10 protein-coding genes are annotated in these 12,705 nt (G+C 66.7%); 4 read left to right on the top strand and 6 right to left on the bottom strand.

What is annotated here, in order from left to right; genetic code table 11:
* The first annotated feature begins 18 nt into the window (after nt 1–18).
* Nucleotides 19–1,644, top strand: coding sequence for a thiamine pyrophosphate-dependent enzyme (locus tag N2605_RS10475; RefSeq protein ID WP_225145130.1), 1,626 nt, complete (start codon nt 19–21; stop codon nt 1,642–1,644).
* Here the strand turns inward: N2605_RS10475 and N2605_RS10470 are convergent.
* The 5 genes from N2605_RS10470 to N2605_RS10450 form a co-directional block, all read right to left on the bottom strand.
* On the bottom strand, nt 1,622–2,863 hold the full coding sequence (locus tag N2605_RS10470; RefSeq protein ID WP_260346526.1) for an MFS transporter: 1,242 nt from the start codon (nt 2,861–2,863) through the stop codon (nt 1,622–1,624). The two genes, N2605_RS10475 and N2605_RS10470, sit on opposite strands and share 23 nt — an antisense overlap.
* A gap of 53 nt (nt 2,864–2,916) precedes the next feature.
* Complete coding sequence (gene alkB / locus N2605_RS10465) at nt 2,917–3,570, bottom strand: DNA oxidative demethylase AlkB (RefSeq protein ID WP_260346525.1); 654 nt, start codon at nt 3,568–3,570, stop codon at nt 2,917–2,919.
* A 9-nt stretch (nt 3,571–3,579) separates the two neighbouring features.
* Nucleotides 3,580–4,326, bottom strand: coding sequence for a 2OG-Fe(II) oxygenase (locus N2605_RS10460; protein ID WP_260346524.1), 747 nt, complete (start codon nt 4,324–4,326; stop codon nt 3,580–3,582).
* A gap of 280 nt (nt 4,327–4,606) precedes the next feature.
* Nucleotides 4,607–5,293, bottom strand: a complete 687-nt coding sequence (locus N2605_RS10455; protein WP_260346523.1) for a DUF2848 domain-containing protein — start codon at nt 5,291–5,293, stop codon at nt 4,607–4,609.
* Entirely contained in the window at nt 5,286–6,635 is a 1,350-nt protein-coding gene (locus N2605_RS10450; RefSeq protein WP_260346522.1) for an amidase, read from the bottom strand. The genes N2605_RS10455 and N2605_RS10450 overlap by 8 nt, the downstream gene beginning before the upstream one ends.
* Before the next feature lie 176 nt (nt 6,636–6,811).
* On the opposite strand from N2605_RS10450, the gene N2605_RS10445 reads away from it, so the two are divergent.
* The 3 genes from N2605_RS10445 to N2605_RS10435 all read left to right on the top strand — a co-directional run bounded on the left by N2605_RS10445 (nt 6,812) and on the right by N2605_RS10435 (nt 9,471).
* A complete protein-coding gene (locus N2605_RS10445) occupies nt 6,812–7,225 on the top strand; it encodes a Zn-ribbon domain-containing OB-fold protein (RefSeq protein ID WP_027558650.1) in 414 nt (137 codons plus the stop codon).
* A gap of 4 nt (nt 7,226–7,229) precedes the next feature.
* On the top strand, nt 7,230–8,369 hold the full coding sequence (locus N2605_RS10440) for a thiolase C-terminal domain-containing protein (protein ID WP_260346521.1): 1,140 nt from the start codon (nt 7,230–7,232) through the stop codon (nt 8,367–8,369).
* 187 nt (nt 8,370–8,556) lie between these two features.
* The gene (locus tag N2605_RS10435; protein WP_109144458.1) at nt 8,557–9,471 is read left to right on the top strand and encodes an SDR family NAD(P)-dependent oxidoreductase; all 915 of its coding nucleotides are present in this window, start codon (nt 8,557–8,559) and stop codon (nt 9,469–9,471) included.
* A 70-nt stretch (nt 9,472–9,541) separates the two neighbouring features.
* Here the strand turns inward: N2605_RS10435 and ppc are convergent, their stop codons facing one another.
* Entirely contained in the window at nt 9,542–12,340 is a 2,799-nt protein-coding gene (ppc, locus tag N2605_RS10430; protein WP_260346520.1) for a phosphoenolpyruvate carboxylase, read from the bottom strand.
* Nucleotides 12,341–12,705 lie beyond the last annotated feature (365 nt).

Raw genomic sequence — 12,705 nt, 5'->3', positions numbered from 1 at the left:
GCGAAATGGAATAGCCAAATGACCAGCCTCACCGGCGGCGAAGCGATCGTAAGCGGGCTTGTCGCCCACGGCGTCGACACCGTGTTCGGCCTGCCCGGCGCGCAGGTCTACGGCCTGTTCGACGCCTTCCACCAGGCCCAGCTCAAGGTGATCGGCGCGCGGCACGAGCAGGCCTGCGGCTACATGGCATTCGGCTATGCGCGCTCCAGCGGCCGGCCCGGCGTGTTCAGCGTGGTACCCGGCCCGGGCGTGCTCAATGCCAGCGCGGCGCTGCTCACCGCGTTCGGCTGCAACGAGCCGGTGCTGTGCGTCACCGGCCAGGTGCCGACTTCGTTCCTGGGCAAGGGTCGCGGCCATCTGCATGAGATGCCGGACCAGCTCGCGACGTTGCGCACCTACGTGAAATGGGCCGAGCGCATCGAATATCCGGCCAACGCGCCGACGGTCGTCGCGCGCGCGTTCCAGGAGATGATGTCGGGACGGCGCGGCCCCGCCTCGGTCGAGATGCCCTGGGACGTCTTCACGCAGCGCGCCGACGCGGCGCCTGCGAAGGTGCTGGAGCCGCTGCCGGCGCCGCAGCCCGATCCTGATATGATCAAGCAGGCCGCCGCGCTCATCAGGACCAGCAAGGCGCCGATGATCTTCGTCGGCAGCGGCGCGATCGAAGCGGGTGAGGAGATCCTCGAACTCGCCGAGATGATCGATGCGCCCGTGGTCGCCTTCCGTAGCGGCCGCGGCATCGTCTCCAATGCGCACGAGCTCGGGCTCACCATGGCCGCGGCCTACAGGCTGTGGCCGAACACCGATCTCATGATCGGCATCGGCACGCGGCTGGAGCTGCCGACCATGTCGCGCTGGCCGTATCGGCCCGCTGGCCTGAAGTGCATCCGCATCGACATCGATCCGGTCGAGATGCGGCGGTTCTCGTCCGACACTGCGATCGTCGCCGACGCCAGGGCCGCGACCCGCGATCTCGCTGCCGCCGTGGGCAAGGCCGGCTACAGCAAGACCTCCGGACGGCGCGGCACGATCCGCGAGGCCACCGCGGCCGCGCAAGCCGAGATCCAGCGGGTCCAGCCGCAGATGGCCTATCTCAACATCCTGCGCGAGGTACTGCCGGCGAACGCGATCGTCACCGACGAACTATCGCAGGTCGGCTTCGCCTCCTGGTACGGCTTTCCGGTGTACCAGCCGCGCACCTTCATCACCTCGGGCTACCAGGGCACGCTCGGCTCGGGTTTCCCGACCGCGCTCGGCGCCAAGGTCGCCAATCCCGACAAGCCGGTGGTGGCCATCACCGGGGACGGCGGCTTCATGTTCGGCGTGCAGGAGCTTGCCACCGCCGTGCAGTTCAACATCGGCGTGGTGACGCTGGTGTTCAACAACAACGCCTACGGCAATGTCCGCCGCGACCAACGCCAGCATTTCGATGGCCGCGTAGTGGCGTCCGACCTCGTCAATCCGGATTTCGTAAAGCTCGCGGAGTCCTTTGGCGTGACTGCTGCGCGCGTCACCGCGCCGGAGCAGTTCAAGGCGGCGATGGAGAAGGCGCTTGGCCACGGCGGGCCGGTGCTGATTTCCGTCGAGGTGCCCAGGGATTCCGAAGTCAGCCCGTGGGCCTTCATTCACCCGCCGAAGCCTTGAGGCCGGACCTTCCCTGCAGCCGCGCGGCTGCAATCACCAGCAGACCGGCGCCTGCGACCGACCAGCAGGCGACCGGCGCCCAGTGCAGCAGCGGCGCGTATTCCGGCATCTTCTGCAGGCCGCCGGCAACCGCCGCCATCCGCGCGAAGGTGCCGAGGGCAAGCGCGGAGAAGACGAGGCCCGTGACCTTGCCTTCCGCGCCGGTCGAGCCGATCGCGAGCGCAGCCGAGACCGCGCTCATCAGCATGCAGCCCCAGGCAGCTCCGGCGAGAAATTGCGCGGCGATCAGCGTGTTGAGGTTGCCGGCGAATTCGGCCGCCGCAATCGCCACCGCACCGACCAGGCCGGCGGCGCCCATCACGACGAGGCCGCCGCGATGCTTGACGACGAGGCTTGCCGGAAACATCGCGATGTTGAAGCCGATCCAGAACACCGGCATCAGCCATTGCAGGTCGCCGGGAGCTGCAAAGCGCAGATAGAGCGGCGCGCTGTTCATGGCAAAGTGCAGCTGGTAGCCGAGTGCGAGCGCGACCATCGCGACGATGAAGGCGATCGGGACGAGACCGAGCGGCTCTGCCGCTTCGTCCGGTGTGGGCGGAACGGTGTCGCGCGCCACGTCATGCTCGATCCTGGACAGCCCGAGCGCGGTCAGGAGCAGCACCACGCTGGAGATCACGAACGGTAACCGCGCATCGTGCTCGCGCAGCACCACGCCGAGATAGGGCGAGACCGCCCCGGCGGCACCGTAGCCGAGCATGGCGAGCGCTGCGAGGAACGGCACCTGCGGCTGGGCGCGGTATTTGCCGAGCAAGGTCAGCGGCGGCGCCCGCAACGCGGAGGACGTGATCGACCAGATCACGATCAGCGCAATGAACCAGCCCTGCGCCGCCGCACCGGCTCCGGCAACGAACGGCAGCGCGACGAAGGCGCCGCAGGAGACCGCGGCCACGACGGCGACGAACAGGCCGAGCCTGCCGACATGGGGCGCGAGCCTGTCGGCGGCTACTCCCATCGCGGTGTCGGCAATGGTGAAGATCGCCTGATCCAGCATCAGGATCAGGATCACGGCGGACGGCGCGATGCCGACCTCGGCCGCTAGCTTTGGCAGGTAGACGACATAGGTCGTCCAGCCCAGCGTGAACGCCAATTGCAAGCCTGCGAGATAAAGCCCCGTGCGGTTCGCCGTGCCCGTGCCGGCCGAGCTCTGTGTGGTGGTCATGTCGCCGCCTCCCCGCCCGAAGCTTAGACGAGCGAAGGCGGCGAGGAAACGCGTTAGCGCGTCCTGCGGAAGGTCAGATTGATCCGCTTCCGGCCGAGCAGCGGATGCTCGCCGTCGGCGAGCGGCGCGACGCCGTGATAGGCGAGCCTGCTGGCCCCGCCCCAGACCACGACGTCGCCATGGACGAGGCGGAAGCGGCGCGGCTTGTCGGCGCGCGCAAGGCCGCCGAACAGGAAGGTCGCAGGCAGGCCGAGCGAGACCGAGACGATCGGCGCGGAATAGTCCAGCTCGTCCTTGTCCTGATGGAGCGACAGCCGCGTGCCCGGCTCGTAACGGTTGACGAGGCAGGCATCGGGGGCAAAGCCTTCAAAGCCGCCCTGCTCCGCGGCGCGGCGGGCGAGATCGGTCAGCAGCGGCGGCATCGCCGGCCATGGCGCACCGGTGCGCGGATCGATCGGGTCGTAGCGATAGCCGGTGTGATCGGTGATCCAGCCGCGCTCGCCGCAATTGGTCATCGCCACCGACATCAGATGGCCGCCCGGCGTCGTCATCCGCCGGAACGGCGATTGCGCCACGATGGCGCGCACCGCGTCGATCAGCTCGCTCTCGATCGGCTTGACGAAGCCGCGCAGCAGCACGGCCCCATCGGCGATGTTTTCGCGCGACGGTTGGGCTTCTGCGACGCTATCGAACAAATCAGCCGTCAACGGCTCCGCTCATTTGGCATCGTGAAAAATCACCCCCAGCGTGTGGCGCCGGCCGGACCTGATCCGGCTGACGCCGTGGCGGAGATTAACGCGGTAGGTGCCGCGTGTCCCCTGCACCGGACGATGATGCACAGCGAAGGCGACCGCGTCGCCCTGTGCCAGCGGCACCACCTCGGGCCGCGACTGCATGCGCGGACGCTGCTCGGTCAGCACGAACTCGCCACCGGTGAAATCGCGTCCGGGCTCGGAGAGCAGGATCGCGACCTGGAGCGGGAACACGTGCTCGCCATAGAGGTCCTGGTGCAGGCAATTGTAGTCACCGGCCTCATATTGCAGCAGCAGGGGCGTCGGCCGCGTCTGCCCGGCGTCGTGGCAGCGCTTCAGGAACGCCGCGTGTGCGGCGGGATAGCGGATATCGATCCCCATCGCCTCGTTCCAGCGATTGGCGACGGCTTGAAGGTGCGCGTAGAGCGCCGGGCGAAGCTGCGCGATCAGATCGGGCAGCGGATAGGCGAAGTACTTGTACTCGCCGCGGCCGAAGCCGTGGCGGCCCATGACGATGCGGCTGCGGAAGTACGCATCGTCCGGGTAGAGCGCGGCGATGGCGCGGCATTGGTCCGGCGTCAGCAGGTTCTTCAGGACGGCGCAGCCCTGGGTGTCGAGCTCGGCGGTGATCTGCGGCCAGTCGAGGGCGTCGACATGGGCGGCGAGGTTGGGAACGGAGTCTGGTGCGGAAACGCGTTTCGCGATGGCCATAGCAATCATCCCATTCACATCCGTCATTCCGGGGCGCGACGAAGTCGCGAGCCCGGAATCCATAACCACGATCGGGAGTATGGATTCCGGGCTCGCGCCCAAGTGGGCGCGCCCCGGAATGACGGGAGCGGGAGTCGCAGATCCCGGGCGCCACAACCACCCGATTTCCGATGATCGTCTCCCCGTCATCGCGAGGAGCCCTTGCGACGAAGCAATCCAGACTGGTTCCGCGGAGAGAGCCTGGATTGCTTCGCTTCGCTCGCAATGACGCCGAGAGAGATCAGCCCCTCACCGGCAGCGTCACCAGGTCATAGCCGTGCCTGATGGTCCGCTTCAGCACGGGGTCTTCCAGCTCGAAGTCGAATCGATCCGCCGGGCGGATTCCGCCCTTGGCGGCGAACGTGCCGCCGAACATGGCGCAGCCGTCGGGGAACTTGCCACCGTCAAAGCCGCGCGCGATGAGGTCGGCGACCGGCAGCATCGCATCGAGCGTGCCCTCCTGGTAGAGCACGCGCTCGCCCTTGATGGTGGCATAGGAGCGCAGGATCATCTTGTCCCAATGGCCGATGACGTCCTCGAGCTCCCAGAGCGTCGAGGCGATCGGCTTGTCGCACATCTGCTTGGACACGGTGACGTTGTAGGCCTCGACCTTGCGGTCGGTGTGATCGGAGCCGCAGCCGACGAAGATGCGGCCCTGCCAGCCGATGAGCACGAATTCGACCTCGCCGGAGGAATCGCCACCGGTGCATTCGATGCTGTCTTCCTGGGTCAGCCGCCGCGCCGAGGCGCGGTAGTAGATCGGCGTCGAGGCCGGGCGGGCGATGCCCATCTCCTCCAGCTCGGCGATGTGCTTGTCGCGCGCGACCGCGTCGCGGCCGGTCCAGCCGGCGATGACCAGCTGGTCGATCGCCAGCGTCAGCGGCGTGGTGGTGTCCTGGGCATCGACGGTGAAAGTCAGATCAAACACGAATGACGGCCTCCATGCCGGCAGCAAGCTCGAAGATACGGCGGTCCGAGCCGCCTGCGCCCGCCAGCATCAGGCCGACGGGAACCTCGCCCTCGCGATGACAGGGCAGCGAGATGGCGCAACCGTCGATCAGGTTGATCAGGCTGCAATTGCGCAAGGCGCGGATGTTCTCGCGGGTGAACGCCTGATCGTCGGCGAGGTCGGCGATCTTCGGCGGTGTGTTGGGCGTGGTCGGCAGCACCAGCGCGTCATAGGGCGCGATGCGCGCATTGACGCGCGCGATCAGCGAGCGGCGTTCGTTGAGCAGGTCGATGTAGTCGGCCGCGCTCTGCGCCTCGCCGCGCATGATGCGCACCGCGACCCTGGGATCGTAGACGTCGCCCTTGGCCGTGATCAGATAGCGGTGCCAGGCATAGCTCTCGGACGCCGCGAAACCGCCCTTCGCGTTCATCGGACCGACGTCATGGAACTCCGCCATCTCGATACGCTCGACGATGGCGCCGTGATCGGACAGCGTCTTCAGCGCGCGCTCGAAGGTCTTGGCCACCTCTGCGTCGAGGTCGTCGAGCGCGATCGTGGTGGGCACCGCGAGGCGCATGCCCTGGATCGGCCGCGGCCTCAAGGCGACGATCGGCTCGCCCGCGAGCACGGCATCGAGTATGGCACAGCAGCTGACCGATCGCGCCAGCGGCCCGATGCTGTCGAGCGAGAACGACAGCGGCACCGAGCCGTCGAGCGGCACGCGGCGCTGCGTCGGCTTGTAGCCGACGATGCCGTTGAAGGCGGCCGGAATCCGGCAGGAGCCGCCGGTGTCGGTGCCGAGCGCGCCATGCGCCATGCCGTCGAGCACGGACACCGCCGCGCCGGCGGACGAGCCGCCGGGCACGTGGCCTACGGACCGGTTCCAGACCCCCTTCGGCGTGCCAAAATGCGGATTGATGCCGATGCCGGAATAGGCGAACTCGGTCATGTTGGTGCGGCCAATCACGACGAAGCCGGCCTTGCGCAGCCGCGCCACCGTCGCGGCATCGTGCTCGGCAGGGGCTGAGTCATCCAGCGCGCGCGAGCCGGCGCGCGTCACCTGGCCCTTGATGTCGAACAGATCCTTGATCGAGACCGGGATGCCCGCATAGCGCGACGGCGCCGCCTTGGCCTTGCGCAAGGCATCCATCGCATCGGCGGCGGCGAGCGCGGCGTCCTTGTCGACATGGATGAAGGCGCGCTGGCCCTCGCCCGCGGGGTCGGCGATCCTGGCGAGGCAGGCCTCGACCAATTTGCGGGAGGTGATGCGGCCGCTTTCGAGGTCTTCGGCAAGCTGCGCCAGTGTCGGAAAATCAGGCATGTCTGTCTCACGGAATATTTCGCGCGCAATCTATAGCGCTGGCTCAGCTCGACACAAGCATTGTGCGCATGATGGCATGCATGCGCATTGCTGGACCGTTGACGCGCCATGGTCGATTGTCGCATCAAGTTCGAAACCGGCGGGCGCGAGGCCTGTCTTTGGGAGGAGCCGCCCACATGGCCGAACCGCAGCGCGCGCGACCGAAACCGACGCCGGAGACCCAGCATTTCTGGGACGGCACCAAGGCCGGCGAATTGCGCCTGCAGCGCTGCGATGCCTGCGCCCATGTCTACTTCCCGCCGCGTCCGTTCTGCCCCTCCTGCGCCTCGCGCAAGGTCAGCATCTTCAAGGCCAGCGGCAAGGGCTTTCTCTACAGCTACGTGATCAACCATCGTCCGGCCGCGCCGGGCTTCACGCCGCCTTACGCCATCGCGGTGGTCGAGCTCGACGAGGGCCCGCGGATGATGAGCAACATCATCGACTGCCCGCAGACCCCCGAGGCGCTCGAACTCGACATGAAGCTCGAGGTCGCGTTCCAGGAGCTCGACGACAAGATCACCCTCCCCGTCTTCCGCCCGGCGAAGGGGTAAGGCCATGCGCAAGAACCAGGTTGCCGTCGTCGGCGCGGCCGAGACCACCGAGCTCGGTGTCATTCCCAGCGCCTCGCAGCTCCAGCTGCACGCGGATGCCGCGCTCAACGCCATTGCCGACGCCGGACTGAAACTGTCCGACATCGACGGCTTTGCCACCGCGGTCGAAACGCCGCAGCAGGTCTGCCACTATCTCGGCATCAAGCCGACCTGGGTGGACGGCACCTCGGTCGGCGGCTGCTCCTTCATGCTGCATGTCCGCCACGCCGCGGCGGCGATCGAGGCGGGTCTCTGCAAGACGGTGCTGATCACCCACGCCGAGAGCGGCAAGTCGATGATCGGCAAACTGCCGCGCTCGACGCCGGCCGATAGCCTCAACGGCCAGTTCGAGGCTCCTTTCGGCGTCTACGGCCCGCCCAGCATGTTCCCGATTCCCGTGCTGCGCTTCATGAAGACCTACGGCATCACCCACGAGCAGCTTGCCTCAGTGGCGGTGGTGCAGCGGGAATGGGCGACGAAGAATCCGCGCGCGATGATGAAGGAGCCGATCACGGTCGCCGACGTCCTCAACTCGCGCATGATCGCCTATCCGTTCCGGCTTCTGCAGTGTTGCCTCGTCACTGACGGCGGCGGCGCGCTGATCCTGACCTCGGCCGACCGCGCCAGGGATTTTCCGCGCAAGCCGGTCTACATCATGGGCACCGGCGAGAGCGTCGAGACGCCGATGGTCAGCCAGATGGAGACGTTCAACTCCTCGCGTGCGTTCAAGACCGCCGGGCCGCTGGCGTTCAAGGAAGCCGGCATCGCCCACGGCGACGTCGACCATCTCATGATCTACGACGCGTTCGCGCATCTGCCGCTGTTCGGCCTCGGCGATCTCGGCTTCATGCCCTATGAGGAGACCGGCCAGTTCATCGCCGACGGCAACACGCGTCCCGGCGGGAAACTGCCGCTCAACACCAATGGCGGCGGCCTGTCCTACATGCATTCGGGCATGTACGGCATGTACGCACTGCAGGAGAGTGTGCGTCAGATGCGCGGGATCGCGCCGGCGCAGGTGCCGAACGCGAAGATTTCGGTGTGCCACGGCGTCGGCGGCATGTTCGCGGCGAGTGGCACGATCGTGTTTACGAACGAGAGGTAATGCGCCGCTCGCCTCTCCCTCTCCCCGTTCTTACGGGGAGAGGGTTGGGGTGAGGGGCCTCTCTCCACGGATGAGATGGCCGCGAGACCTGTACCCCCTCACCCGGATCGCATCTTCGATGCGATCCGACCTCTCCCCGCAAGCGGGGCGAGGTAAGAAACGCCGGAACGCATAGCGGAGAACCCACATGAGCAAATCACTGCAAGACAAGGTCATCATCGTCACCGGCGCAGGCCGAGGCATCGGGCGCGAGATTGCGCTTCTGTGCGCGGCCGAGGGCGCCAAGGTCGTCGTCAACGATCCCGGCGGAGCCGCCGACGGCGCCGGCGCGAACGCGGCGCCTGCCGAGGAGGTGGTCGAGGAGATCAAGAAGCGCGGCGGCACGGCGGTCGCCAATTTCGAGAGCGTCGCGGAAGCCATTCCCGCCAGCAAGATCGTGAAGACCGCGACGGATCATTTCGGCCGGCTCGACGGTGTCGTCAACAATGCCGGCATCCTGCGCGACATGATCTTCCACAAGATGAGCGTGGAAGCGTTCGAAGCCGTCATCAAGGTACATCTGATGGGCTCGTTCTACGTCAGCCACGCCGCAGCGCGCATCTTCCGCGAGCAGGAGTCGGGCTCGTTCGTGCACTTCACCTCGACCTCCGGCCTGATCGGCAACTTCGGCCAAGCCAACTACGCCGCGGCCAAGCTCGGCATCGTCGGGCTGTCGAAGTCGATCGCGCTCGACATGGGCCGCTTCAACGTCCGCTCCAACTGCGTCTCGCCGTTCGCCTGGACCCGCATGATCGGCACCATCCCGACCGAGACCGACGCCGAGAAGGCGCGCGTCGAGAAGATCAAGCAGATGGGCCCGGAGAAGATCGCGCCGCTCTGCGGCTACCTGCTCGGCGATTCCGCCAAGGACGTCACCGGCCAGATCTTTGGCGTGCGCATGAACGAGATCTTCCTGTTCAGCCAGAACCGTCCGATCCGCTCGGTGCAGCGGAGCGAAGGCTGGACTCCGCAGTCGATCGCGGAACACGGCATGCCGGCGCTGAAGGGCTCGTTCTACAAGCTCGATCGTTCGGCCGACATCTTCACCTGGGATCCGGTGTGAGATTGCGCGAATAGGGAGTGGCGAATGGCGAATAGGGTTTCTATTCGCTACTCGCCATTCGCAATTCGCCCTACCCCGTATTCCGCAAGCCCGCCGAAATCCCGTTGATCGTCAGCTGGATCCCGCGCAGCACCTGCTCGTCGGGGTTCTGCGCGCGGTGCTCTCTCAAGAGCTCGACCTGCACGTGGTTGAGCGGATCGAGATAGGGGAAGCGGTGGCGCACGGAGCGCTCCAGCAGCGGGTTGCCCTGGAGCAGCCGGTCCTGGCCCATGATGTCGAGCAGCGTCTCGATGCAGGAATGCCATTCGCGGCGGATGCGGCCAAAGATTTTTTCGCGCAAGGCTTCGTCCGGCACCAGTTCGGCATAGCGCGAGGCGATCGCGATCGAGCTCTTGGCCAGCACCATGTCCATGTTCGACAGCAGCATGCGGAAGAACGGCCATTCCTGGTAGAGCTCTTTCAGGAACGGCATGCCCTGCTCTGGATGCTCCGCGATCCACTGCTCGACCGCGCTGCCGAAGCCGTACCAGCCCGGCAGCATCAGGCGACATTGCGCCCACGAGAACACCCAGGGAATCGCGCGCAGATCCTCGATCGCGCGGGTCTTTTTGCGCGAAGCCGGACGGCTGCCGATGTTGAGCGTGGCGATCTCGTTGATGACGGTGGACGACCAGAAGTACTCGACGAAGCCTTCGGTCTCGTAGACGAGGCCGCGATAGGCCTTGAAGGCGAGGTTCGAGAGTTCGTCCATCGCGGTCAGATATTCGCGGCGCGGCGCGCTCTGGCGCGGATGCAGCAGACTTGCCTCCAGCGTCGCCGCGGCGAGGATTTCCAGATTGTTGCGGCCGACCTCGGTGTTGGAATATTTCGACGAGATGATCTCGCCCTGCTCGGTGATGCGGATCTGGCCGTTCACCGCGCCGCCGGGCTGCGCGATGATGGCGTCATAGCTCGGCCCGCCGCCGCGCCCCACCGAGCCGCCGCGGCCGTGGAACAGGCGTAAGCGCACGTGGTGCCGCTCGAACACTTCGACGAGGCCGATCTCGGCCTTGTAGAGCTCCCAGCCCGAGGTGACGAAGCCGCCGTCCTTGTTGCTGTCGGAGTACCCAAGCATGACCTCCTGCACGCTGCCGCGGCTGTCGACGAGCCGGCGGTAATCGTGCAACGACAGCAGGCGGTCCATGATGCTGCTCGAAGCCTGCAAATCCTCGATGGTCTCGAACAGCGGCACGATGTTGATGGCGCTGCGGCCGGAGGGATGGACGAGGCCGACCTCCTTCAGGAGCACGGCGACCTCGAGCATGTCCGACATGCCCTTGCACATCGAGATGATGCATTGAGGAATGGCGTCCGAGCCGAATTTCGCATGCGCTTCCGCGGCGGCATGGAACACGTTGAGCTCGCCCATCGTCTCGTCGCTGTATTTGACGAAGGGCGAGACCAGCGCGCGCGTCGAGCGCAATTCGTTGGTCAGCAGCGAGATGCGAGCGTCCTCGCCAAGCGCGAGATAGGACATGCCGGGATTGGCGGCGTCGATCAACTCGGCGATGGTGCGCTCGTGGACGGCCGAGTTCTGGCGAATGTCGAGCCGGGCCAGGTGAAAGCCGAAGCAATCCACCGCGCGGCGCAAGAGCCGCAGCCGGCCGCGCGCGATGACGCGGGCGTTGTTGGAGATCAGCGAGCGATGCAGCACGTCGAGATCGGCCAGCAGCTCCCTGACGCTCTCGTAAGGCGCCGCTTTGCCGACAGGCCGGCGCGTGATCTCGACTTCGAGCTTTTCGGCCGTCGCGGTGAGGCGGGCATAGATGCCTGAGACTGCCAGGCGATAGGGCTCGCCGCTCCGGTGCGGCGAGGTGTCCGGCGAACGCTCCGCAAGCGTGCGCAGCTCCTCGGAGACGTCGGCGAGATGGGCTGCGATCGACAGCTCCGCGCCGAGCACGTGCAGCTCGTTGAGATAGAACTGCATCACCCGGCTCGACTGCAGCCGCAGCGTGCCGCGCATCACGTCGGCGGTGACGAAGGGATTGCCGTCGCGGTCGCCGCCGATCCAGCTGCCCATGCGCAGGAACGAGGCAAGCTCGCCGGCCGCCTGCTCGCCGCTCTCCTCCAGCCGATCCTCCAGCGCGTTGATGAGCCGCGGCACCTCGCGCAGGAAGGTGTAGTCGTAGAACGACAGGCCGTTGGCGACCTCATCCAGCACGGTGAGCTTGGTCCGGCGCAAGAGGTTGGTCTGCCACAGCGTCAGCACCTCGCGGCGGAGCTGCTCGTCGCTGGCAGCCGCCTCCTCCGCGGTCAGTGCAACCCGCTCGCGGCGATCGAGCAGGGCTGCGATCTCCATCTCGCGGTCCATGGTGCTCTTGCGGCGGACCTCGGTCGGATGCGCGGTCAACACCGGGCTGACCAGCGCGGTCTTGAAGAAGTTGCGGAGCTGGTCGGGACCAATGCCCGCCGCCTTGGCGTGCGCCAGTGTCTCCGCCAGCACGCCGGAGCCGCCATTCTTGGCCGCCGCGCGCGCGCGCATCTGACGGATGTTGTTCTGGTCCTCGGCGATGTTGGCAAGGTGCGAGAAATAGCTGAAGGCGCGGACGATCCGCACCGTCTCGGAGGTCGACATGCTGTCGAGGATCTGCTCGAGCTCGCGGCGGGCGAGCCGGTCCTCGTCGCGGTGGAACCTGATCGAGGTCTGCCTGATGCGCTCGACCAGGTCGAACACGTCGGCGCCCTCCTGGTCGCGCACGGTGTCGCCCAGAATGCGCCCGAGCAGGCGGATATCGTCCCGCAGCCGGGCATCGGCCTCCATCGCCTGGACATCCTCAGGGCGGTTGGGGCGCTGCTCAGTGCTGTCGGATGGTACGGTCTGGAGGGACATGGCTCGCTCCCCTGCTCGCGCCCTTGGCGGCCCGGTCCGGCGGAGTGTGCGATACTTTTCTACCGCAGTGCAAGATGAAGTTGGGGCGACGCACCGTGGATCGGAGTGCGACGACCTCGTGTCCCGGACAAGCAGCAACGCCTTCGAGCGTTGCTGCGCCGAGCGGGGACCCAGGAGCCTCAGAGCACATCGCCGCAATGGGCCCCGGCTCTGCAGCGCACCACGCCGCGAAGGCGCGGCGCACTGCGCTGCGTCCGGGGCACGAGAAAATAGCTAGTCGTATAATAGGCATGCCTTCGCGGTCTCGCGGCGCAGGCGCCCGAAGTTTTGCTTTCCGTTTCGCCCTCATCGAGAAGCAAGGGCGC

Source organism: Bradyrhizobium yuanmingense (genome assembly GCF_025200905.1).
GTDB classification, from domain to species: Bacteria; Pseudomonadota; Alphaproteobacteria; order Rhizobiales; family Xanthobacteraceae; genus Bradyrhizobium; species Bradyrhizobium yuanmingense.
Note: the sequence above shows the minus strand (reverse complement) of the source record. Positions and strands in the feature narration are given on the sequence as shown.